Here is a 24,478-nt window from a genome sequence, read left to right as displayed (position 1 = left end):
ATTAATTTCAAGCGATCATTGAAAGTTGCATTATGGAAACACTCGCTAATCTGGAATCCTTCGTCCGCAGCGCCGAGTATGGCAGCTTCTCTTCAGCGGCCCGCAGGCTGGGGTTGACGCCAGCGGCCGTCAGCAGGAACGTCGCGGCCCTCGAATCCAACTTGAAGCTCCGGCTCTTTCAGCGCAGCACGCGAAGTCTGACGCTCACGGAGGCTGGCGAGCGCTTCCTTCATTCGGTCCGTGACCACTTGGAGAGCCTTCAAGGTGCGATTGCCGAGGCATCCAGTGAACAAGCGGAGCCGGCAGGCGTGCTGAGGCTCAGCATGAGCCCTACCTTCGGAGTGGAATACATCCTTCCGACCTTGCCCGAGTTCATGCACCGTTACCCGCTAATCAGGCCAGAGTGGATGTTCGAGAACCGTCAGGTGGACCTGATCGCCGAGGGGTACGATGCGGCGATTGGTGGCGGATTCGAGCTCACGCCGGGTATCATCGCAAAGACTCTTGCCTCTGCCCATATCATCGCGGTCGCCTCGCCATCCTACATGCGCGATCGGGTTCCTCCTCACGACCCATCCGGCCTGTCTTCGCTAGACGGCATCGTCATGCGTTCATTGCGGACAGGCCGAATTCGACAATGGCAGATGCGAGACGTTGCGGGTGAAGAGCAGCCCGCACTGTTAAAGGAAAGGATTGTTGTCAACGATCCGGCCGCAATGAGGTCCGCCGCGGTTCTCGGGCTTGGCGTCGCCATGATCGCCAAACCTGACGCACTACCGTACCTAGAGAAAGGCGAACTCGTCCGGTTGATACCTGCATGGTACGCGGATGCTGGGCCGATATCGATCTACTACGCGAACCGAACCTTGCTACCCGCAAAAACTCGCGTGTTTGTTGATTTCATCAGCGAGGCTTTTCAACGCGAGAGGTGGCCAGAGCGGTTCGCAGGGACGCTGGGATAATCTCCGCTGTTGCTGGCGCTTTTCGGACGAGGTCCGTCGGTAAGCGCAGGGCCGCGATTAAACGCGGCCAACGTCTGCACCACCTCAGCTTCTACAAAGTGGGAAAGTTCTGGAATTGCTCTTTTGATTCAGTGGTGTAGGACGGCTTTGGTGGGCCTTGCTACCTAAGGCCGTTAATGTGGACACTCGGTAGCTGCTAGTCCGCTTCTGGCCCAAATTGGTTCGTCCTCGATGTCGGGACAACGGCTGCTGTTCGCTGCTGAACGCGATGACAGGTTTATTTGCCGAATTCCAGAAAGCCTTTGCGGGCGTTGCGGGATGTCCTTCAGAGAAGCTGCCAACCTGGCTAGGTGTAGCCCCATCCTCAAAGCTAGTTACATCTTCGCCATGGCGGGTAACCACAAACGCTCGGCGATGCGCTGTTAAAGGTTGAATGCGAGCTAGCCAGGGTCGCTCGGAAGACTGTGTCCCAGGGGAAACGCGAAAGATGTGAATATGTTAATGCCAGGGGTACGGACAAGTAGCGCCTGGGGGCTCTATTGCAAATCGTTTCCGGGTTCGAATGAACTGTGGGAGCTGGGCGTGCCAAGCTTGGGCAGAGACTTCTCATGTGGATCGGGTTCGTCCGCGTCGAAATCGGGAAGCGGTACAACGAATCCGGGCTCAACGTACCAATGCACCTCCATCGGATGGTACACGCCGGGTAGCGAGAAATGCGCGTTGATCTCAAGAAAATCATCGACGTTAGCTGTAAGTATCGGCATCCGGTGCGCGATGGCGACGGCGGATATCATCAAGTCGTGTCCGAGCCTGTTGCTTTTTTGTCCGCGCTGAACGGTCCACATGTGCCTCAAGGCGGGGACAGATGTCATTCTCGCGTAGACAGTTGCCACCGCCGTCGTCATTTCCGGAAACGGGAAGGCCATCGAGATGAGCTCATCGACCCAGTTGGCGATAAGAAGCGCTCTCTGTGGATCATCCTTCACCCGGAGATGGGCTCCGCGCAGCAGTTCTGCTATGACCGGGTAGCAGAGTGCGAGACGATGTATGCCGACACGCAAGAGCCATGGACGCAGTCCGGGCGGCGGCTTCACGCGGCCCATAAGGCTCACGATGTCCGTATCCAGTAAAAGAATGGGGTCTGTCCGCACTTTCACATCTTTCTGTGGTCAGAAACTTTCTTCTTGAAAAATTCGAGGTGCGATCCAATTGGTATCGCTATACTGCGCAGGCTGGTATGATGTCGTCCGAGAGAGGCCCAGATGACACGTGATTCCGATTGGCAGAGACACGAGGCCGAGGCCCGCATCCAGGAAGTTCTGGACGCAGCTAAAGCGCGCGGCACTCAGAGACTGATCGACACCGACGGCAGATTTGACGTGACGTTCGTACCCGGAAAGCAGACACTGGAGGAGTTGTTCTCCCGTCCTGGTCCTCTCCCCGAGGATGACGATCCCAATCCCTGATCGAGATTTCTGCAGCTACGGTGAGGAACCGTAACCGGCGATGGCAAAACCAACAAGATATGACGTGTCGAATTTCGGCTGCTTCGGGTTACTCCACTGATTGACATAGCTTAATCGTTGAGGCCATCAGGCACGAACTCTAGGAAAAGTCTCTGCTTCTCGCGCCATAAGGGCCTTGGTGGTTCCCGGCTTGTGAAACTCGCTCTCACCTCGCAGGTAAATCCTAGTTGACGTCGAGAACTTCGTTCACTAAATGTTCTATCCATGAGCAAGACTTTTACGCACACCTTCCGAATACGCTGACGGAGACCGGGACCGTTCCCGGTGTCGCCCAGATCGCTATTCGTCGGAGGTGAGGTCATGAAGACCGAGTCCACTCATGTCGCGGGTGATGATGCCTGCGTTTTTGCGAAATACCGTCCGTTCATTCCGTCTGCGACACTCAAGTGCGTCGGTCGCCCCCTCTATCGTTCGCGGGAGGCGCGTGATTATGCCTGCTTGCTGGATCTGGATCCGAAGGTGTCCACCTGGCGCTGCATGCCGCAGCCGATCATCAATGACTCCGGAGCACGAAACCCACGACACCACTATGTTGATTTCGCTGTAGAGACAGAGAATGAAGCCTTGCTCATCGACATTCGGCAACGAGATGCCGGCACCGTCGGTTGGATCGCCAGGTTAGCCGAAAAACAGGGCTACCGCTATCTGGCGGTTTCCTTATCCGAGTTCGTCGGCGCGCCACGGATTCAGAATGCCAAGGATCTCATGCGCTACGCTGGATATGATGCACCGCTGGGCGACCGCATCCGAATTCTCGCAGCGCTGGAAGAAATGGGGACTTTAACGCTTGCGGAATGCCTCTCTGTCGTTCGCGAAAGCAAGCCGATGCCAACAATCGCAACAATGATCCTTAATAACATCCTCGAAGTCGACCTCGATGAAGCTCTGCTGGGACCGGAAACGGTCGTCAGGCGCGTGGCGAAGTAGGGACCGAAGATGTCAAACAAATCTGCCGAGCGGGAACCCTCGCTCGAAGCGGCTACCTATGCCGTCGCGCTCAAAAATACTTTGAGGTTGTGTGGTGTCTACCTGAGCGAAGGGCAGATCGATCATGCAGTCGGTCTCGTACTGCCACCCCGGGCCAACATGGAAGCCTATCGGGAGGCGGCTAAACTGGTCCTGCGAGAGACCAGTGTTTTGATCCGCTACGCAGTTACAACAATTGAGTTGGGCAGGCGAGGGGAGACATATTGCGAAGACGCTGGGAAAGTCCTGGCGCAAAAATCGGCTGTTGTCGTCCTGATCGAGAAAGGAACCAGGCTTTTGCCTGAGATCGCAATCGCCTTGGACCGCATCGTTGACGTCGGGTCCATCAAGCCGAACCACCTGATTTCGGCCGCGAAAAATGTATGGCAGATCGATATTGCAAGCGAGGCAGCCAGCCGGCTCTGCCACTATCCTCCAAGCCTCTTGTTCGGTGCGTTGCGAAAAGGACGTCCGATCGAAATCGTCTTGGAAAGGCTCGCGGACGCTTCGAAGGCTCCTGCGACCATGACTTGGGAGCCTTTGGTGGAAGACCTGGAAGGCTATGGCGAGGCGCGCGATTGGGCAGCGAACCTGGTTGTTGATCTCGCTGACTGGAAGGCCGGCAAGATCGCATGGCGTGATGTTGATGCGGGGCTTCTTCTCAGCGGTCCTCCCGGGACCGGCAAGACGCTCTTCGCATCGGCGCTTGCGCGCTCCTGCGGGGCGACATTCATCGGCACATCGAGCGCGCAATGGCAGTCCAAGGGACATCTCGGCGACATGCTGGGCGAAATGCGGAAGAGTTTCCGCGACGCAGCCGCCGCAGCTCCGTCGGTGCTCCTCATTGATGAGTTCGACAGCATCGGCGACAGGCGGACATTCAGAGGAGACAACGCAAATTACAGTCTTCAAGTCGTGAACGCCTTACTCGAACTGCTCGATGGATCCGCAGGCAGGGAAGGTGTGATCGTCATCGCCGCATCGAATTTTCCGAACAGTATCGATCCGGCATTGTGTCGACCCGGCCGCCTTGACCGCCACATCGCGATCGAGCTTCCTGATCAAGCGGCTCGCGAGCAGATGCTTGCGATGCATCTGGGCGCTGCCAGCGCTCCGGAGGACCTCACTAAAGCTGCTCTGGCAACAAGTGGGTATTCTGGCGCAGACATCGCGCAGGTCGCGAAGGATGCTCGCCGCTTGGCCCGTCGCCAGGGCAGGGAAGTCCGAGTGTCGGATGTGCTTGCAGTCGTGCCAGCAATCGCACCCATTGGCGACGATGAGCTTTGGTCAGCATCTGTGCATGAAGCCGGTCACGCGATCGTCGGTGCCGTTCTGTCGGTGGCCGAGATCGAGATGATTGTCGTAACGAGGGAGGCTAGCCATAGAGACGCGAGTATCGGGCACGTGCAATGGCGGCGGAGCTACACACCAAATCGAAGCCGCCAGTCCTATCTGGACGAGATTGCGATGCTGTTGGGTGGAATGGCCGCCGAAGAGGTCATCCTCGGTGATGTTTTCGATGGCTCCGGCGGCGTCGCTGGATCCGATCTTCAGCGAGCTTCGGATATCGCAACGATCATGCTTGCAAGTCTGGGGCTGGTGTCACTCCAGTACTGTGATGTTTCAAGTTCCAGGGATTTGGATCAACTGCGGCGCGACGATCCTGTTTTGCGGCGCCGGGTCGAACGATTGCTGGAGGCGGAGCTGTCGAGAGCGACGACAATCATCCAAGCCCGGAGGCCGGAGGCGCAAGAGATTGCACGAGCCATCGCAAACCGGGGTATGATGAGAGGATGTGAGGTGATGGATATCGTTTACAAGCCAAGGGGCGATGGAGTAGCCCCCGTTTTTCAATCCACCTAGGACCGCCCTGTCTCTGTCCAATCGCAGTGAGCTCGGACTCGAGACATTCGAGGATGCAGCAAGGTTGGTACCAGGATTCTCGGCATCGAAACAGCCGGGAATAGCGACAAGGGCCGCCACCCAAAAGCTTATTCGGCCTATCAAGAGAAGCCCCCGGCGAAGCATAAGTTCGCAAGCCGCACTTGACGGCAAAAAACATCGGCGACCCGGAGGTCGATCCGCACGTGTTCGGCCCGCAATACTCGCTACGACAAATATCTGGGCGCATTATTGACTGCAACTTTTACTCGTGCACTAAAACAATATCAGCGCGGCGGGAGAATCGCCGAAATAAACAATTGCTCCGGGGGGACGATGCCAAAGATCAGGCGTATTGCGATCAAGAATTTCCGCTCGATAGTTGATCTCACTATGAATGCAACCGACCTGACCGTGATCGTCGGTGATAACGACTGCGGCAAGTCTAACGTTCTCAGAGCGCTTAATCTCTTTTTTAACGATGAAACCAATCCGAACTCCGAGTTCAATTTCAATGACGACTACAATAGGTTTGCTGAAACCAAGGCGAAGAAGGCAGCGGAAATTGAAGTTGAGATCGACCTGGAACTGCCGCATAGCTATCGCAAAAACAACGGTGACCTAATCCGCTGGAACAAGCGCTGGCGTGCCGACGGGCTCCAACATGATGACGATTACTGTGGTATCCGCCTCGAAAAGCGCAAACGCGGCGAGGGATTCAATGAGGTTCGAGTCGAAATTGACGGCAGATCGAGGGTCCCATCTCTCTTGTCGCGGATTCAATTCGAGTACGTGCCAGCCGTCCGGAGCGCGGAGTTCTTCCAGACGCTCCGTGGCCGCATTTTCCAGGTTATAGCAAACGCATCAGAGCACTCAGTTAGGCAGAGTAGCGGTCAACTGGAAGAGGCCATCTCGAACGCGGTGTCCGGTCTTCTTCAAGACATCGACACGGAGATGAAGGATACATCTCGATTAAGCTTGCCCAACGACCTCACCCCACTGTTCCGGAGCCTCGACTTCCTCGCGGGTGAGAAGTCCATATCGCTGGACAGCCGTGGAGACGGGATCAAGGCGCGCTACATACCACTCATATTGAAGTTCATCGCCGAGCGAAGCAGAGAGACTACCGGGATCGCGCCCACGTTCATCTGGGCCTATGAGGAGCCGGAGAACAATCTGGAATTCCGGCGCGCTCAGTCCCTTGCAGACGCATTCTACAAGCTTGCTGAGGACGAGCTTTCGCAGGTACTGCTAACAACCCATTCACCTGTGTTCTACAATATGCACAAGGACGATAACGGTCGCGGACTTTGCAGTGCCTATCACCTCACCAGGGAAGGTAGCAGTCGAGGTACCGAGGCGCGATCGGCAGAGGAGGCAAGCGTTTCGCTCGACGAATCCATGGGAGCGATGGCGATCATCGCACCACATATAAAGGAAGCGCAGGAAGCGCTCGCGGAGGCCACGTCACAGGCCTCAGACCTCAAGGGAAAGCTTGAGCAATTCAATCAAGAGAATCTGCCCACCCTATTCGTTGAGGGTAAGACTGACTATCTGGTCTTCCGCCGTTTACTACACTCTTTCCGCGCGGATCGGGCGGAGCAGATTTTCCTTGCCGAACCTCCAGATAAAGCGGGTGCGAACTACGTTGCGAATATGCTGAGGTCCTGGGAATTTCGTACCAAGCACCTTCCTGTAGCTCAACGTCGCAATGCCGTGGGGATCGTTGACGGAGATCTTGAGGGCACCGGTGCTTATCAGCGTTTTCAAGATGAGGACACAAACTGGAAGTACGTTTCGCTCAACAAACTTCTCCAACCGCCGCACCTTACCCCGGCATCACAACTCGGCATCACAATTCCGGTCTGCCTCGAGGAACTCTGGCCAGCACAGGTGTGGGCGCACGCTGCACAACAGGGTTGGCTGGTCCCGCGCCGGAAAAAGGGACTTTTCAGCGAGCAACTGCTGCAACGCCTTGCGGTCGAGGACGAACGGCTTAGCGATCTGCTGGATGACGCTTGGCGCCCGTACTTCGAGCAACGGGTGAACGATGCTTTCAAATCTGACTGGTCGAGCTACATCGTCGGTCTACCTGACGCGGATCTCGAACCATTCGCAGCGGCACATTTGACCATTCTCGACATGGCACTGAATGAACTAGGACTTTGAGTGGAATAGGGGAGGTTTGACCTACGAGCGCGCGGAGTTGGTCCCCGCTACCGTCAACCCTCCACCCCTCGCGTTACACCTACCGCTTCATCGAGTAGGCGCGGCCTTCGTAAAGGTTTCTCGCGAAATCTGTACTCATCTTCTTGAATTTATGACTCATCGCCAAGATGTCGCTCGACAGGGGACGGAGCTGCCGAGGCTCTTTCTGCCTTGAATTTTCGCAAACCATGCGAGTGCGGCGTCAACCTCAACCCGCCCTTTAAGTTCACGCTTGGCAATGTCGCAAACTACGGACTTAGCGACGCAACTTCAGCGCAATGTGAGAAATCTCGATGGTTGCTTCATCGGACGCTCCCCTTCGGCGGCGAAGCCACCCAGAATTTCATGTTCGATGTCATCTCGTCCGACGGCCGAAATCATCGCCGTCCCGATCCGGCGAGACGATTGGGAAACCGGGACGCCCGTTCCACACCATGCGAAGCACTGAGCGAATCTGGGTCAAAACATCATCGATTTGCTGGGTTGCATAGCAAAATTGCTGATGTGGTTGGACTCGTGAGTAAACTCCTGCGTCCAATCAGCTACTTTGCTTCCCAAGTGAGGTCAGTGTTTCTTTCTCTTGGTTCAAATAATTCTCCCATTTCATCAGCAATCGCGACCTGTTCTCTTCCAATGAATGAGATGTGGGATCATATCCATCTTTGGGCGGCATATAAGGAACAAACTCATCCATGCAGGCGGGGTAATCGAAGTCAGCATAAACTTCCTCTATGCAGGAAAAAACATCGCTGTAAGCGGACCTATGGTTGAATAAATAGGACAAGGCAATAAAAAGCCACTTCCGCTTTGAATCGAATCCAGTATCAGATAAAGTAGAAGATGCTAATGTGATCAAGAGAGCGGCAATGTTACTTTCATTCTCAAACTCTTGAAGCGCGAGTGAAATTTCCTCTTCAGAGTAACTGCCTGACTGAATCCGGGATTCCGCAAATTGAATTGCGAAACGTTCATCTATTAGACCAAAATTAACCGCCCACTGAATGTCTATCCAGTTCAATTTGATGAAAGGGCCGACAGAACTAAATTCTAATTTCATCATGATTATGGTTTCACTCGTTGATTTGGTGCGCCATTGATTACTCCTCCTTCGATGAACCTTTGATGGGTTACACCTTTACCTGATTGAAATATATACTCAAATATTCCGCTCTTTCCGTTATATTCAGCTTTGGTTTGCAAGAGCGTTCGCTTTACGCCATCCCCTCCAACTAATTCGAAGACCTTTCCAGTCATCAACTGTTCTGCAGTCGCAAAACTAGCGGCTCGATGCGAACTATCAGCTTTCAGACCACTTCCGATCCGCGGCGCACCTAGTATCATGTCAGCAATGGGACGGCCAACAACGTGACCGACGATCCCCCCAACGACGGAGCCAGGAGCAATCCCTACTGTGACAATTCCGGCTCCCAAAGCGGCAGTGGCCGCCTGCTGATCCGCTAAGGACAACTTCTCAAAACTACCGTCGCCTGCCATCCAGGCGCGAATACCGCGATTGACGCGCGTACGCTCTTCGTCGCTGGTTTGCTGGAAGCGGTCCCGACCGGCCGCCACGGCGTCTCCCATGCCAAGGCTGTCAGCCAATGCACTGAGAGCCGGCATCATACGCGCCCAGGTATTCCCCCCCAGATCGGAGGCATCGCCCATGGCCAGCAATTGATATTGAAGTGTGGAAATCATGCCCCAGGCCGAATCCGGGTCGGCCTGTGCGATTTTAGCGACATCATAGAGCTGGGAGCCCCAGTTTATGCTCTCATCGTTGAGGTTCTTGATGAGCTTCGCATCAACGGCCTTGGCAATCTGGATTGCATTGGCGCGGGCCACGGCAAGATAGGCATCGGCCCTGTGGCGGCTTTCGTCACTGATGGCGCTGGTGTTCGTTTGCAGATAATTTTCAATGTAGCCGAAGGCATCGAATGAGCCGCCCTGAATGGTCCAGGCAATGGCGCAATCAAGTGCGGCCTGGATTGCAGCATCGATGTTCGTCTGGGGTTGGAGCAGAGTAACAAGCGAGGAATCGATGAAACTCTGTACCTTGTCAGGTGAAAGCTTGCTAAGTTCATTTAGCGGCACTCCGCACGGACTTGAGCCGTAACCGTTGGTTCCGCAGTCCGTGACGATCTTGAGCTGATTGTCCTTCTTGTCGAAGAACAGTTGCTCGCCCGCTGCTGTAAGATAGAGAATCTGAGAGATCTCTTCCTTTGTCTTCTCACCAGACGCAATTGCCGCAGACAGATTGTTCCGTTTCACGAGTTGGTCGTGAAACTCCTGCGAGGCCATATAGTTCTGCAGCTCTGCTCCAGTCAGCCCGCGCACGATAGCGTCACGATAGAGATCGATGGCTTCCGGCCCTTGCGCCGCGACAGTTTCGGGAATTGCCGCGTTCTGCGCCCGCTGATAGTTCTGAATCTTCTTCAGATTATCGCCAAACTCGATCAGGTTCTGCACATCAAGCTCACCCGACAGCTTGGTGTAGTCGTCCTTCGTGATCTCCTGATACTTCGAGGCATCCTTGTTGATGGAGGCGAGAAGCTGCTCGGCGGCGGCCTTGTCCGCCTCCGTTCCGGCAACACCATCCTTGTCCGCATCGCGAATGGTGACGTTCAGATCACCCGACGCATCGAGCGTCGTGCGGGTCTCGCCCTGCTTGTCCTTCTTCTCGTAGGAGAAACCGACGGAGTTCAGCCCACCGCCGCTCATGCCGATAGACCCGCCGACATTCTTGTACTGGTCGGTATCCTTCAGGTCGGCTACGGTCAGTGTGCCGGTATCGAGGCTGATATCGCCATCGGTCGCCTGCAGCAGTGCGCCGACCAGCGTGGTGTCTTCGGCAACCTTGATATCGATGCCCTGTGCCGCGACAATCCCCGAGCCGGAGGACCATGCCTTGAAGCCGTCCTCCTTCGAGCCGCGAACGCTCCAGTCGGCGGGGTTGACGCCAACCGTCAGGCCGAAGGAAAAACCGTCCCGCCAGCCCTGAGCCTGCGGCGAGAGGATGGTGAGATCGCGCCCGACATCAAGATCGACCGTCCTGCCGATGATGTTGCCGCCCAGAAGCGCCGTATCGCGGCCCGATGTCAGCGAGACGTTTCCGGCGGCGGTGATGGAGGCATTCGTCAGCGTCTCGTCATAGCCCTTCGACTTGCCGATATCGAAGCCGATCGAGGACAGGGAGAGTTGCAGCCCGAAGGAAGACGACTTGTCCTTGGCATAATCGACAAGCGCCGCCATGAGGATATCGCGGCCGGCATCGATGGAGACATCGCCGCCGGAGACCATCTTCGTGCCCTGATCCAGAATGACGTCCAGCCCGGCCTTCATGACGATATCGCCGCCAGCCGTCAGTTCGGAAATCTGGCTCTCACTCCAGCGCTGTTCGCTCTTCCAGACGGACAGGTTGATGCCGACTGTCTTCGCTATCGAACCTGCAGTAATTTGCCCCGTTCCGGGATCTCTGAAAGATTTGAGGGGATCGAATGCGGAACCAACCACACCACCTTTGCTGGGTCCGAGGGTAGCGTCCACAGCACCGCCGAAAACGGAAGCTCCGGTGGTCGCCAGATTGACGGCAGCCAGCCCAGCCGCAAGTCCATTGTCGGCATTGGCGAGCGTTGCAAGTTTGGCGGTCAGCGGATTGATGCCGGCAAGGCCGGAAAGGATCTGGCCGCCGGAGCCGCCCTTCAGCGCGGCATCTATGCCGGCCGATCCGGGGAAGCTCAGCCCGACGTAAAAACCCTTCTCCGTGAAATAAAGCGCATCCTGCGCCGCTTCCAGCCGGATCGTGTCATCGGTCTTCATCAGAAGGTCGTTGACGGCGGCAATCTTCACGCCCGTTCCGGTAATCGGACCCTTGGCGTTGAGCGAGACATCATTGCCCGAAAGGCGGGTGACGGTCGTATCGACATCGTTCCAGCTCTGCTTGACCGAGCCCCATCCCAGACCCTTGAAACCCCATTCCTTGTAGCGGTTATGGACTTCCTCACTGACGACACCCATGTCGATTTTGCCGGTGGCGTCGATCGAAAGCTTGTCGAAGGCGCTGACCAGCGCACCGTTCAGAAGAACATCGCCAGGAGCGGTTCCCTTCGCGCACAGGCTGCCACCGTCGCATACGCCGTAGCCGGCAAGGATCGAGACATCGCCAACCAGCGACTGGGCGCTGGCCTCGGCGGTGGTGATCTCGCTGCGCAGCACCGTGACACCCGACAGGAAGCCGCGCTTCTTGTAATCTTCAGCGACGAAACTGTCCTTCAGCGTCTCGAAGGTCACATCGCGACCGGCTGCGAGCAGCATGTCGGTGACGGAGCCGAGTGTACCGCCGCTATTGACGATATCCAGGTCGGCGATGACGGTCAGATCCCGTCCGGCCGTGATGGATGCAACATTGTAGTCGGTACGCAGGGTGCCGCAGGCCTTGCCGACACAACCATCCTGTGAATCGACGGTACGGGTATAACGCTCTGTTTCGTTGATCAGCGAGCCGCCGACCCTGAGGTCGATGTTGCCAGCCGAGGCAAGTGTGCCGCCCCGGTTCAGGAGATCGCCATCGGTTGCCATGAACAGAGTGCCCGCCGAAATCAGGCCGCTGTCCCCGCGTCCTCCGGCAAGTGCACGGTCACGCTCATCGAGGTCGATCAGACGCTGGTTAAGGATAGAGGAGGCGGAAATCGAGGCGAGCCCGGAGGCTACGATCGCACCGCTGTTGTTGAGCTTGCCGTCGATATCGATCAGGAGATCATCGGCAGCGATCAGGCCGGCGCCGCGTCCGCCACGCAACAGTTCATCCTGCGAGGGCAGGTAGAGACGCGGAACAAGCACGGGCTTGCCGTCGATGATACGGGTTTCATGCCATACGATCGGCTTTTCGAGGGCAGCGCGCTGCGCCTCGGTCAAGGCCACGCCGTATCGCGCGCCGGTGCTCGCCGCGAATTCCGCCGCATTGCGGTAAAGCTGCTCCCGTTGCTCTTCCACAGAGAGGGAAGGATCGACGACCAGATGCGTACCGGCCTGCTGGCGGGCCGCCTCGGCGAGAGCCTTGGCTTCCGCGACCGGATCCGCATAGAAGGTGAGCGCTGCGCCATCTATGCGCGCCGAGCCGAGCAGGCGTGCAGCTTCGGCCGAGCCGGTGACGCGCACGAGGTTGCCGAAATCGGAGGCGTTGACACTGTGCAGGTTTCGCGCTTCGAAAGCCCCGAGGTCGAGAGGCGGAACCGAGACATCATCGAGCACGAAGTTGACGATGCCCAACTGACCTGCGGCAGCGCCAATAGCCGAACCGACATTGCCACTGATGCCAACAGGCGTCGTACCGCTATAATTGCCGAAACCGGAACCATCGATACCGCCGGGCGTGCCGAGGCCGTTTTGCAACTCTCCCGCCTCGATGGACACGAGGCTTCCCGAAAGCGTGCCGCGATTGGTGATCGCGGCGCCGCCATCGATCATCAGAGAGCCGCCGGACTTTATCATGGAGCCGACACCGACCGTGGCGGTTCCGACATATGTTTTCGTGGCGTTGCCGTAGGGTCCAGTCCCGACCTCGGCCATACGGCTGCCGATCATGATCACGTCGGGGATGTTGTTCGGATCGATACCGAGCGCAGCCAGATCAAGCAGACTTGCCGCGTCCGCGTATTCGATGACCTGGACGGCGCCTCCGTTGATGACGCCATCCTTGTATTTCTGTTTACCCGAATAGGTGATCGTCACGGGAGACTTGCCCTTGGAAATGACAATCATCCGGTTGCCGCCTTCAGCGCGTTCGGCAAGCGCCGGGTCTTTGAAAACGGCGGGGTTGAATTGTGCCACCAGCCATCGCGGATCGGCACCGACCGGCGCATGAAACTTGCCCGACCCGCTATCCATGAAACTCCGGACACCGCCCCATTGCACTCGATAGTGATCGACATTGCTGGTGACCATATCGTTGAGGATACGGTTCACGTCGATGGAAAGGTCCTTGACCGCGAGGATACGACCTTCGCGGTTTTCAAGGGCGTCGCCTGAAATCGCCATGTTTGCGCCGGCGCGGATCGTGCCGGGCAATCGAACCCGAACAATCCCGGAGAACTCGTCGCGCGTGGCAGTCATCGTCCCCCAGTACCGCGCGGGGCTGCTGGTGCGCTCGGTCGCATAGAGGATGCTGAGGTCACCGAGCTGGTAATAGTCCTGCGCGCTGTCCGTACCATCCAATGCGGTATTGATCAGTGCCGTCGCCTTGATCTGCATGTCGGCGCCGCTTTCGATACGGGCCGATGCGTTGGTCAGCGTTGCCAGGACCTCGATTGCAAGATTGCCGCCGGCGAATATACGGCCGAGGCTGTTATCGAGATTGCCACGAACCTCGAGGATCATGTTACCGCTGGACTTGATTGCGGCGTTGGTCCCGACATTGGCGAGCGACGCGGCCTGGGCTTTCAATCCTGCTCCGGCATGGATCAGCGTTTCGTTTGTCAGCAGTCCGCCAACCACGACGTTCAGTGTTCCGGGTGTCAGGATCGAACCGAGATTGTGCAGGTTTCCACTGACACTGGTCTCTATCGCTCCGGCATCGATTTTACCTGTGGCACCGTTGACAAGATTGCCCTTGATATCGAGGCCCAGCTTGCCGGCGACGCTAAGCAGCCCTGCATTCGTGAAGGACGATCCAAGGATGAGATCGAGATTGCGGGCCACCAGACGGGCAGACGAAGAACCGGGAATATAACTGTAAGTCTGCAGACGCAGGTTTCCACCGGCCTCGATTGATCCGCTGTTACCAAGGCTCGCGGTCGCTGAAAGCAGGGCACCGTTGGCCGAAACGATCTGGCCGAGATTGGAGAGATTTCCGGAAAGGTTTAAGGTCAGTTCGCCAACGGGTACGAGGCCATTTTCTGTCTGGCGTGTCGAACCGGCATAGATACGCCCCGTCTGCTGGTTATCGAGCTTCTCAGCCGAAACTGAAAGTCCCTCGCGACCTTGCAGAAGACCAGAGTTCGACAAGGTAGTGTCTGCCGAAAGCGTTAGCGCGCGATTGGAAGCGATTGAACCCGCATTGTTGGCGATACCGCGCGAGGCGAGAACGGTTATGTCGCCGTTGCTGGCGATACTTGACCCGGAACCACTGTTGATCAGATCGGCTACAGTCAGTTCCAGATCGCCGGCGGCATGGATAGAACCGCTATTGGCAAGGAGGCCGGAAACGGTGGCACTCAGCGTTGTCTCGGAAACGAGTTTGCCGAGATTGACGAGATCGCCAACGACCTTCGCCTCGATAACCTTGGCGACGATTTCGCCGCTTGCCTCATTTCGCGCACCCTGTGCCGCTTGCAGAGTCAGCGCTCCAGGCGTGGCGATCAGACCCGCATTGCGTAAGGATCCAGACAGGATGATATTTGCGTTTGCCGCAACCAGCTCTGCGGCAGGAGAATTCGAAACGTAGGAAACGGCTTCAAGGCGCAGCGTGGATGACCTCGCCTGGACGACACCGTCGTTGAGGGCACTTCCCGCAGTGACAATACCGAGCGTGCCTCCACTGACCATCTGACCAAGATTACTCAAGTCTCCAGCATCCAGCTTGATGTCTATCCGTCCCGCATGGATCTTGCCGGTTTCGAGATTGGTCAGTGCGGAGGCTGTAACCCCAAGGTCAGACCGTCCGAGCAGCAGGCCGGCATTAGTGAGAGAGCCGGATGCGGCGATCTCGAAACTTCCATTGGCCTGCAGCGTCCCGAGCAGGTTGGCGAGGTGACCAGACGTGATCGAAAGATTTCCATGTGTTCCGATCAATGCTGTTGCGCCAGAGTTGAGGATATCAGCCGCCACGAGAGTGAGGTCTGCATTGGAGCTGATCGTACCGGTGTTCGTGATCGCGCCACCCGCGCTGATATCGACGGTCTCGAGTGCGCTAATCGCTCCGTTGTTGCGGAGCTCGCTTCCGAGGATCAGCACTGCCATCCGGGCAGCCAATTGGGCCCCCTGCGAGTTGGCGATATAATTTACGGCATCGAGTTCAAGTTCACCTGCTGCGGTGATCTTTCCGTTATTTGTTACGCTTCCGTCAGAAAGAAGCGTAAGCGTCGTTTCGGAGAGGAGACTTCCCAAGTTGGTGAGATTGCCTGCGGTCGTTATCCTGAGCGTTCCGGCCTTGATCACACCCGTTGCATCGACGATAGCCTGCTGAGCGTTGATCGCGAGTTGGTCGCTTGAAAGGAGTACGCCGGCATTCCTGAAGTTACGGACATCGAACAGGCGATCGCCCGTCGTGAACACACCGGTGTTCGAAATAGCCAGATCCCGGAATGCCATCGCAAGCGCAGGATAGCCCGCAGTATCGATCCGGGTGCCGATGGTTAGCTGTTCAGCCGCATTGATGAAGACGGGAGAAGTCTTTTTGAACTGGGTGCCGTCACCGATCTCGACATTCGTTGCCGTGATCGAACCCTGTTTTCCCGGTTCGAACCAGGTCGAGGTCAACGCCACGTCCTTCGCCCTGATGTCGATGTTCGGCGCGACAAGGGTGGCTGTGTCGGTGGCAAGTTTGTCTGTCGCACGCAGGTTCATATTGCCGACGCTGGCGATAATGCCGGACAGAGAGGCATTGCTGCCCGCATCCACCGTCATAGCACCGCCGGATTTGAGGACGGCGGCGGAAGCGATGTCAGCACTCGCAACGATGGAAAGGCCGCGCCCGCCTTCTACGGTCGCCGTATCGAGCAGAGAAACATCGCGGGCAGTGATGGAGATTTCTCCCTGTGCCGCGAGATCGCGCGCAATCTGAAGCGCGCCTGCTGCACGAAGGTCGGCGTTGCCGGCTATGCCACCCGAAACCATCCGGATATCACCAGCGGAGACGAGCGAAAGTGCGCCCGGCAGGAGTGTGCCATTGGCATCGAGCATACCAAGAGCCTGTATGTTGCCAGCCAGCGAAATTCCTGTATTCAGATCGCTGGAAAGGGCCGCAATCGATGCCGCGCGTACAACGCCTGCCGCGCTCGAAACGATTCCCTGGCCCGTGGCATCGCCGGCGATGGCCGTCGTTTTGCCCGTTGAACCATCCGTGCGATTGGAGCCGGCCTTGAGGTCGATACGACCCCGCGCATCGATCAGGCCATCGATCCGGATTGACTTTGCATCAAGCCGGATCTCGTCCGGCGACTGGCCGCCCGCGGCCGAAACACCGGTGCCGGAAATGGTGATGTCGCCGGATCTGGTTTCCAGTCCCACCGTGCCGGCATGGTAGTCGATAAGCGGGATTCCGGTGGTCAGCGTCGCGCGACCGGTGTTGATAAATCCGCACCCCATGCAATCAATGCCATTGGGATTGGCCACGATCACGTCGGCCTTTGAACCAAAGACCTCTGTCACGCCATTGAGGTTGGAACGTCTGCTGCCGGTTACTTCGTTGACGATGATCTTGGCGGAGCCGCCACCGACGAGATTGGGATTGGATTCAACCTTGCCGCCGATGATGGAGGTTCCGCCAAGCCCGGAATTGTTCAGGATCAGTCCGCGCGTATCGATATTGTACTCGCGCAACTTGTTGTGACTGACGCCGCCGCTCGACGGCTTGACGATATTCAGAGTCGGCGTTCCGTTGCCCGAAGACGTCACATTTGGACGAAACTCAATTGGCGCGGTCGGATCTGTGATGACCTGCGCGCTGGCGGGTGCAAATGAACTGGCGATCGTCGTCAGCACAAGGCTGACCGACGTCACCAATGCGGTCGCTTTCTTGACCAGCTTGCCCGACTTGGACTTGCGGATCAGCACTTTGACCATCATCGTTTTCATTCGGATACTCCCAACAGCAAGGGCAATTGAATTCGTATTCGCGTAGGTACAAACCAGATCGTCAGCAGTTCTTTATGAGGACGGTCCAGATATATTGCGTGGTCCATCCCGGATGGCGGTAAACCGGGCGAGATGTTTCGCTCACATTGGCAATCGTCGCGCCCGGCCTGCATTTTTCGAGGAGGGCTTTTTTGCAGGATCGCTCCGTCGGGGTGATGATCGAATTGGTGCACGTCGCCGACATAATCTTTTCGCCGTTCCATGTGGCCACTGGCTGTGGGTCAGTCGGCCGGCAGCCAGCCGCAAAGACCGGTAAAAGGCACAGGGACAGAAATCGGGTCATCTTCGCGCCAACCATTCTCTCAATCCTGGTGCTCAATTGGCTTCAGCCGTTTGAGCAGGTTTCCAGTTGCGAGCACGCGCCTGCGCGTCCTCAATCTCTGCCGGTGTCATGCTCGCTGTCAGGCGCTCAAGAGCGGCACGCGCACCGGGGTGTCCGCGTTCATTGGCGAGGTTGTAATAGAGGTGGGCACGGATCGGATCGGCAGCCACGCCTTCACCCTTTTCCAGCATCTCGGCGAAACCGTAGAGCGAGACCGGGTTTCCGAGCGATGCGCCCTGTTCGAACAGCTTCACCGCCCTGGCGAGGTCCTGTCCGGTTCCGGTACCAGTTCGAAGAAGTGCGGCCTCCATGTTGCGTGCGCCGGTATGGCCATTCTGCGAGGCCTTCTCGTAATAACCGAAGGCAATTGCGGCATCCTTGGCGCGGCCAAGACCATCGAGAGCAAGACCTGCGCAATTGAACTGGGCTTCCGGGTTACCGAGATCGGCAGCCTTGCAGATCAGTTCAGCCGCGGCAGCAAAATCCTGGCGGACATTTTCGCCGCGAAGATGCATGAGCCCCAGCCGGTTCATCGCCGCAGCCGAACCCTTTTCCGCCGCAGCGATATAGAGAGCCCGTGCTTTCACCGCGTCAGGCGTAAAACCCACACCGAGCTCGACCATGCGCGCCAGATGAAAGCCGGCCTCGCCATCGCCTTTGTCAAAACCCTCGGCAAAAGCCTTTGCCGCATTGGCAAAATCCTTCTTTTCCAGAAGAGCCTTGCCATCTTCAAGAGGGCCAGCCGCTGCTGGTTGCGCCAAACCCAAAGCGCCCATGAGGGCGATAATGGCCAGAGAGGTGAGGGCGGGTCGGCGGCATGGTGTGTTGCGCATGGATTGAACTCCGTGATCGGGATTTTCCGGGTCATGCCCGGGAGCAATTTCGTCTTTTTTTTGCACCGTGGGTTTGGGCGTCGCGGCGAGCAAGAACGGTGATTTCCGTTGAATTCGGCTTGCCATCATCTACCCACCATTCTCGGGAAGAGCCCGATGGAGTCGAGGCCGAACGGGTATTCTTCGCCTGCTGTTTCCTTGAAGGTTTCGATCCCTGAGGAAGCAAAGACACCATCTCTCGCCCGCAACGCGCCCGCAGTCACCTGAACCGGGCGGAAGGCATTGATCGTGATGCTGCCCTGGGGCGCATCAAAGACACCGCCCTGGTCGCCGGTCCCGATCCACGCGGTCGATCCACCCCAGAAATTATAGAGGCCGGTTGGACGCTGAACGACGGTCGGGATCGAGCCGCCCTCCAGCACCACGGAGGGAGCAGTTGCATTGATGCTGCCGTAGCTGATGATCTGGCCATATCTGTTCAGGATTGAGGATGAGGCGCGCAATTCGATATTGCCGTTGGCATTGATGGCGCCACCCGCGACGCCTGTCGTGGATGAGCCATAACCGATGCAAGTCAGCCTGCAGCGCTTGACGAACTGCAGGGAGCCGGACAGGCCGCCCTCATTGAGGATGCTTGTCCCGTCAACCAGGACCGATCCGGTATTGGCATTGATCGAGCTGCCGCGGTTGACGACGTTTCCACCGGCCTTCATCGCGACACTGTCACCGATGATATATGCCTGCTGGCCCGGCACCCGTTGTTGACCATAATCCAGGCTGATGGTTTCGGTCGTTTCGCGCGATTGCCAGAGGGTGTACCAGAGCCGCTTGCCAACCTCCTTCTGGTAGTGCCATACACCTTCGCCGTTGAGGACATCGGCGATATTGAGGATGTCGCCGCCTGCTTCGAGTGTTGTCGCGCTGTTCGAGAGCAGCCTGCCAGTATTATTGATAATGGAGCCGTCGGCGCGGACATCGAGATCGCCCTTCGCTCCGAATACGATTGCGAGTTGATCGGCATTCTCGGTCAGAAGCGCGATATCACCCGCAGCCTTGAGTGTAGCGGCACCTTTGGAGTCTGCATTCGCTCCGTCACGGCTGCTGCCGCTCATCAAAACACCGGTATTTTTGATGTCACCCGTGCCGGCAAGGAGCGTCAATGCGCCGTTGATGGCTTCGATTTTGCTCTGAGGCTGGCCGGCCAGTGAGCGGGCCTCTATCGAGCCTGCGTTAATGTGGACATTGCCCTTCGCTTCAATCGACCCGCTCGTCGTGACCTTGCCGGATGCATCGATAACGAAATTACCCAAAGTCGCGAGCCCGTTGCCTGCGTGGCTGACACCTGCGCCATTGCTGGTGGCGCGGATGCGGACCGTATTGGCCTTCAGCGTTCCGCGCGAGGTTATTTCAATGGCGACAGAATTGTCGTTGCTTCCTTCGTCTGTCATCCGTCCCCAGTTCTCGAGATCGGAGTTCGGTACGATCGCTGAATCGTATTCGACGGAACTGCCGCCGGCGGTCAGTTCTATAGACGAGCGCAATTGAGGAGAGCTGTTTTCGACAGGGCCGTCGATGCGGATACGGCCTGCCAGCATTTGCAGAGTGCTCATGGCGCCAGACAAACCGCCAGGACCGACATTGATCGTACCGTCGGCAGTCTTGAGTACAATATTATCTTGATAGGACGTCGGTGTGATCTGTCGACTTACGATCGACGCCTTGCCGGTGGAAAGTACGACGCCGCCGGTGTTGTGGAAGGAGGCACCATTCACAGAAATGCCGTTAGGGTTGGCGATAATGACATGCGCGGGAGCGCCTTCCACCTTCAGCGGCCCATTGAGATTGGATATGCGGGAAGACGTGACCTCGTTCAGGATCGTGCGCGCATGGACCGTACTGTTGTCGAGATTGACCCCGAGAGGGCTGACAGAAAACTCCGTATAAGTATTGTGGCTGATGGTGGATCCGGGGCTGCCGACCGGTTCGGCTATATGAACCGTCGTTGCACCAGTCGCGGCATCGGTGCTCGTCGTCGTGTTGGTCCCGAGGTCCGGAATGACCTGCGCGAATGCCGGCAGAGCGGTGCTGCCCAGAAACAGGCACAGGCTGCCCGCCAACGAATAGCTGATATTTGGCAATCGGAAGATGCTTCTCATCTGGAGATAGACTCCCCTGTCTTGTTCGTCAGCCCTGTCAATTTGCACGGGTCGGCCAGTTCAGCCCTGCCGACGATCCACAGGTAATCGTAGAGCTTGCGCTCCTCGTCGGTGATGTTTTCACCTTCGGCGAAAGCGCCAACGGTCAGAACCGATGCATCTGCCTGGGCAAGGGCCTGATAAAGAGAGCGGTCCTTGCGACCGTGACCGCGGCCGACCTGCAGCAGAACACCATGCTTCAACATCCGGGCCTGCTCTGCGGCATCGGCCATGGAAAGATCGCGGCGGATCTGATGGTCGGCGTTCAGCGTGGCCTGCCGGTCCGAGATCAGTCCGCAATGCGCTGCCATCATTGCTTTCGTCCAGCTTTCGCGGACAGCGGTTTCGGCTGCACCGAGCCGTTTGCGGATCGCCTTTTTCTCGCCTGGTGTCAGTTCCCCCGTGCGTCCGTCTTTCTCCGCCAGATCGCCGCCATGTAACGGAATGCGAAGGCTGAATGTGCGCTCAACGAGAGGCAACCAGTTGTCGAAGGCTGGCCAGCCTCGTGTCCACCATTTCAGTTCTGCGCCCAGTCCGGCCGGTGTTTCCGGATGGTTTTTGCGATAGAGGGCAATTGCCGCATCGTCATCGCGCGAGAGCATTTCCATCACGACGGTTACGGGACGATCATCCTTTGCCATAGCCGACAGCACGCAGGACGACGCAACCGCCTGTTCCCGGACGCCATGCCGTTCGCCAAAGAGCAGGTAATCCACCTTGCCGACGCGACCGGCGAGGTCGGCAAAGGAGATCGGGCGGCGGCTGGACACTTCTTCGATCCTGCCCGTGCAGTCCTTGAACTCGCCGGGTGCCGCCAATCCTTGTCCTGCCATTGATAGCCAGCCTGCCGCCATCAGTCCGGCAAGCAGCACGTGGCGAGCTATCCCTGCGCATATCTCCCTGTCCGGTCTCATGGTATTGCCGCATCCAGCGCGTCGATACCGGCGCTGATCCCGTTGAGTGAAACCTTGAGCGGGATGGTGGTTGCCTTGGTGTCCTTGAGAGCGACCGTAAGAACGTTTCCCTTGCGCAAAGCGCCGAGCAGCGCGCCGCTGAGAGCAAAGCCGGCGTGGCATCCGGAGATATTGCAGGTCTCGAAGATAACGCGCTGTGTCTGCCCGCCATCGATCTTCAGCTCCAGACCTGCCGGTAGATAGACGTTCAGCGGCGTCGAAATGATCGCGACGCGCTGTTTTCCCTGCCTCGCAATGTTGAACAGAAAGACGACATCCTTTCCGCCGTTGACGGCCTGCGCCTGCTGGAGACGGCATGCCCCGCTTTCCGCTTTAGGGGGCGCGGCATTCGCCTGTGGCTTGCAGACCAGCTCCCAATCGCCATAACGTTTGGGCTCTACGACTGCTTCTGCCGCAACCCCGGAAGTCTCTTCCCGGACAGCGAGAGCCTTTCCGTCCTCCGCAATTGCTTTCGGCGCAGGCGCGATCAGCAGCAATCCAACGGCAACAAGCGCCGCCATGCCCATTCCGGAGACCGATGAGAACCGCCAGTGGCACAGCCCGAACGTGAGGTGATTATCGCCAGCATCTCTTGAGGGAGGATCGAACAAAAACGGCATGGCTCAAAAAACCTTCAAACGCAGTGTCATGAACAACTCACCCTTTTCCTCGCTCACGCGCCGGCTTCGGCTGTCTTCGGCAACTCGCCAGGCGTAGCCGACATCGAAAGAAAGCCTTGGGCCGCCATATCGCAGGCCCACACCACTGCCGACCCGGTATCCGGTGACTTCATTGGCAACGTCGCGGCCTAGTCCTGCGTCGAGAAAGAGATAAGGGTTGAGACGGGAGAGGGTCGTTCGCGCCCATTCCGACGATGGGGCGGGTATTTGCACTGGGCTCTGGCTGTCCGGCTGCGGGCCTGATCCGGCTTTCCCCAACAGCAAATCGACCGGCATCGCGAATGCGACCTCGTTGCGCCACACCGCGCCCCGGTCAGCCTTGAAGCTTCCATTGGAAAATCCGCGCACCGAACTGCGCGAGCCGATCGTCATCTGGTCGTCGGAATAAAGCGCGGTTGCCGCCCATTGTGTGGACAGGCTGGACGAAACGGAGGCGCGCCCGGGAAAGACATAAGACCCCGAAAGAGATGCATCCAGCTTTGTGAACTGGCTGTGAGGTATGGAGGCGTCGATATCGTCGGCATCTTCGCGCGCATTGAAGATAGACAGCCCCTGGCTGGCACCGATCCGGGCCGACACGTTGGCGCGTTCGAAAAAGCGGCTGTAAGTCAGGCCTGCCTGAAGCGGAGAAACGCGCTGGTCCATCAGCCCAACGCCGTTGATATAGCGGTTCTGTTCACGATGCGCGACCGTGAAATCGGCAACCAGCCGCTCCGTGCGCGATGAATGAACGATCCAGTCGGCACCTGCGCTGACGTTCCAGGTCGTCATGAACAGTTCGGAAAGCGGGCCGAGGTCGATCATGTTTTCGGACCAGTCGCCCTTCAGCCTCATTGTGGCGCGTCCGACGGGAACCGCAAAATCGCCACTCAGTTCGTTGGTCTCGACGCCGCTTTTAAGCGTCAGCCCCCACATGTCGTTGATGCCGATGAGATTGTCTTTTTCCGCCGTGATCCCGAAGCGCAACTTGTCAACGCCTTCGATGGATTCCGTGTCGTAGCCGCCGTAGAGCCTGAAGGCATCATTGACGCGGTTCGTGATCTGCACGTCGGAGGTCGCCGGCCTCTTGCCCGGAACAAGCTCCGCCTTTGCCTTGTTCGAAGGAACCCTGTTGAGGCTATCGAGTGTGTCCTGCAGGCGATCGACATGCAGGACATCGTCTTTGGCAATTGTGCCAGTCATCGCGATCCGGGCGGATGGCGGCAGCAAGGTCAGGCGTTCGAGATCGTCATCAAGGCCCTCCCACCAGGCATCTGCCTGCTGCACGAACTCGGAAATGGACGAGGACCGTGCAACGTTGCCACTTAGTTCGGCCATGCGGGGAAAGAACGCCTTATAAGGCTGCTGCTCCTCCTTGTAGACGACCGCATCGATCCGCCCGGGCACAACGCGCAGGACCAGCGTTCTGCTGGCGGCAATGTCTTGCTCCGGCAACCAGGCCTGCGTCGTGGCAAAACCCTTGTCGGCAAAAAGACCGTTTACCGCCTTGAGCAATCCGCCGACGCTTTCATTGCTCTGGCAGGACGATGCGAAGGGTCTTGTCACGTCCTCCACAGCTTCGCTGCCAATGAGTTCGTGGCCGCCTTCGATGCGGATCGTGTCTACCGGAAAACATGGTGAAGCACCGGACGTCGTATTATCAGATGCGGGACCCGCAAATGTCTGGATCGTCAGGGCAGGCTCCTGCGATGCGGCAACACCTGGATCTGCCTGGCCTGCGTTTGCCTCTGCCGGTGGCCGCCCTTTGAGATCATCCCGTGACAATGCCGTTTGTGGAGCAAGGCAAAGAGCTGCGCAGAGAACGACGACCGGGTTTCGCAATGCGGGTGACGTCGGTGCGATACCACCGACCACCTTCCTGCTGAAACGACCTGATGTAGATGATTTGGTAGCTGCCGGAACGACAAATCGCGCTCTGGCCAGATATCTGGTCATCAATAAACTTCAACCCCATGTTGCCCAATGCGACGCATTAATCAATAGAGGGTATTTTGCAAGACAACTCTGGCGCGTTTATCAAAAGAATGAGAATTGAGTTACCAATTTGCATCAGTTATTCGTTGGATTTCGTTGATATCGAAGCTCGCACGGTGCTGGCCAGAG

The 24,478-nt window shown here is 57.6% G+C and carries 13 protein-coding genes; 5 read left to right on the top strand and 8 right to left on the bottom strand.

All coding sequences use genetic code 11. From position 1 onward, the window contains the following. Nucleotides 1-32: 32 nt before the first annotated feature. Nucleotides 33-962: a LysR family transcriptional regulator gene (locus CFB10_RS02090; protein WP_020012651.1), complete on the top strand. Its 930-nt coding sequence runs from the start codon at nt 33-35 to the stop codon at nt 960-962. Between the two features lie 536 nt (nt 963-1,498). Here the strand turns inward: CFB10_RS02090 and CFB10_RS02085 are convergent. Then, a complete protein-coding gene (locus tag CFB10_RS02085; RefSeq protein WP_051091659.1) occupies nt 1,499-2,065 on the bottom strand; it encodes a type II toxin-antitoxin system VapC family toxin in 567 nt (188 codons plus the stop codon). A 159-nt stretch (nt 2,066-2,224) separates the two neighbouring features. Here CFB10_RS02085 and CFB10_RS02080 point away from each other — a divergent pair, with 159 nt between their 5' ends. The 4 genes from CFB10_RS02080 to CFB10_RS02065 all read left to right on the top strand — a co-directional run bounded on the left by CFB10_RS02080 (nt 2,225) and on the right by CFB10_RS02065 (nt 7,504). After that, a complete protein-coding gene (locus CFB10_RS02080; RefSeq protein WP_020012649.1) occupies nt 2,225-2,428 on the top strand; it encodes a hypothetical protein in 204 nt (67 codons plus the stop codon). A 360-nt stretch (nt 2,429-2,788) separates the two neighbouring features. Further along, on the top strand, nt 2,789-3,415 hold the full coding sequence (locus tag CFB10_RS02075; protein ID WP_020012648.1) for a hypothetical protein: 627 nt from the start codon (nt 2,789-2,791) through the stop codon (nt 3,413-3,415). A 9-nt stretch (nt 3,416-3,424) separates the two neighbouring features. Beyond that, complete coding sequence (locus tag CFB10_RS02070) at nt 3,425-5,317, top strand: AAA family ATPase (protein WP_020012647.1); 1,893 nt, start codon at nt 3,425-3,427, stop codon at nt 5,315-5,317. A gap of 354 nt (nt 5,318-5,671) precedes the next feature. Beyond that, a complete protein-coding gene (locus CFB10_RS02065) occupies nt 5,672-7,504 on the top strand; it encodes an ATP-dependent endonuclease (RefSeq protein WP_020012646.1) in 1,833 nt (610 codons plus the stop codon). A 577-nt stretch (nt 7,505-8,081) separates the two neighbouring features. On the opposite strand, the gene CFB10_RS02060 is transcribed toward CFB10_RS02065, so the two are convergent. From CFB10_RS02060 to CFB10_RS02025, 7 genes are all read right to left on the bottom strand, one after another. Next, complete coding sequence (locus CFB10_RS02060; RefSeq protein ID WP_020012644.1) at nt 8,082-8,603, bottom strand: DUF2247 family protein; 522 nt, start codon at nt 8,601-8,603, stop codon at nt 8,082-8,084. A gap of 2 nt (nt 8,604-8,605) precedes the next feature. After that, on the bottom strand, nt 8,606-17,332 hold the full coding sequence (locus CFB10_RS02055) for a hemagglutinin repeat-containing protein (RefSeq protein ID WP_020012643.1): 8,727 nt from the start codon (nt 17,330-17,332) through the stop codon (nt 8,606-8,608). A gap of 375 nt (nt 17,333-17,707) precedes the next feature. After that, entirely contained in the window at nt 17,708-18,547 is an 840-nt protein-coding gene (locus CFB10_RS02045) for a tetratricopeptide repeat protein (protein WP_244559841.1), read from the bottom strand. A 125-nt stretch (nt 18,548-18,672) separates the two neighbouring features. Continuing rightward, nucleotides 18,673-20,703 carry a filamentous hemagglutinin N-terminal domain-containing protein gene (locus tag CFB10_RS02040; RefSeq protein WP_051091657.1) on the bottom strand — a complete coding sequence of 677 codons (2,031 nt, stop codon included), beginning with the start codon at nt 20,701-20,703 and terminating at the stop codon, nt 18,673-18,675. Then, entirely contained in the window at nt 20,700-21,614 is a 915-nt protein-coding gene (locus CFB10_RS02035) for a ChaN family lipoprotein (protein ID WP_244559840.1), read from the bottom strand. Before CFB10_RS02035 ends, CFB10_RS02040 begins: the two co-directional genes overlap by 4 nt. 38 nt (nt 21,615-21,652) lie before the next feature. Beyond that, nucleotides 21,653-22,216, bottom strand: a complete 564-nt coding sequence (locus CFB10_RS02030; protein ID WP_141097693.1) for an invasion associated locus B family protein — start codon at nt 22,214-22,216, stop codon at nt 21,653-21,655. 102 nt (nt 22,217-22,318) lie between these two features. Beyond that, nucleotides 22,319-24,310, bottom strand: a complete 1,992-nt coding sequence (locus CFB10_RS02025; protein WP_244559839.1) for a ShlB/FhaC/HecB family hemolysin secretion/activation protein — start codon at nt 24,308-24,310, stop codon at nt 22,319-22,321. Between the last annotated feature and the right edge of the window lie 168 nt (nt 24,311-24,478).

This window comes from Agrobacterium sp. 719_389 (assembly GCF_900188475.1).
Classification (GTDB): Bacteria; Pseudomonadota; Alphaproteobacteria; order Rhizobiales; family Rhizobiaceae; genus Agrobacterium; species Agrobacterium radiobacter.
Note: the sequence above shows the minus strand (reverse complement) of the source record. Positions and strands in the feature narration are given on the sequence as shown.

Coding starts and splice junctions, on each gene's coding strand:
- CFB10_RS02025 (WP_244559839.1), bottom strand. CDS start 24,310: ATGACCAGATATCTGGCCAGAGCGCGATTTGTCGTTCCGGCAGCTACC.
- CFB10_RS02070 (WP_020012647.1), top strand. CDS start 3,425: ATGTCAAACAAATCTGCCGAGCGGGAACCCTCGCTCGAAGCGGCTACC.
- CFB10_RS02065 (WP_020012646.1), top strand. CDS start 5,672: ATGCCAAAGATCAGGCGTATTGCGATCAAGAATTTCCGCTCGATAGTT.
- CFB10_RS02080 (WP_020012649.1), top strand. CDS start 2,225: ATGACACGTGATTCCGATTGGCAGAGACACGAGGCCGAGGCCCGCATC.
- CFB10_RS02090 (WP_020012651.1), top strand. CDS start 33: ATGGAAACACTCGCTAATCTGGAATCCTTCGTCCGCAGCGCCGAGTAT.
- CFB10_RS02055 (WP_020012643.1), bottom strand. CDS start 17,332: ATGAAAACGATGATGGTCAAAGTGCTGATCCGCAAGTCCAAGTCGGGC.
- CFB10_RS02075 (WP_020012648.1), top strand. CDS start 2,789: ATGAAGACCGAGTCCACTCATGTCGCGGGTGATGATGCCTGCGTTTTT.
- CFB10_RS02060 (WP_020012644.1), bottom strand. CDS start 8,603: ATGATGAAATTAGAATTTAGTTCTGTCGGCCCTTTCATCAAATTGAAC.
- CFB10_RS02045 (WP_244559841.1), bottom strand. CDS start 18,547: ATGCGCAACACACCATGCCGCCGACCCGCCCTCACCTCTCTGGCCATT.
- CFB10_RS02085 (WP_051091659.1), bottom strand. CDS start 2,065: ATGGGCCGCGTGAAGCCGCCGCCCGGACTGCGTCCATGGCTCTTGCGT.
- CFB10_RS02040 (WP_051091657.1), bottom strand. CDS start 20,703: ATGAGAAGCATCTTCCGATTGCCAAATATCAGCTATTCGTTGGCGGGC.
- CFB10_RS02030 (WP_141097693.1), bottom strand. CDS start 22,216: ATGGCGGCGCTTGTTGCCGTTGGATTGCTGCTGATCGCGCCTGCGCCG.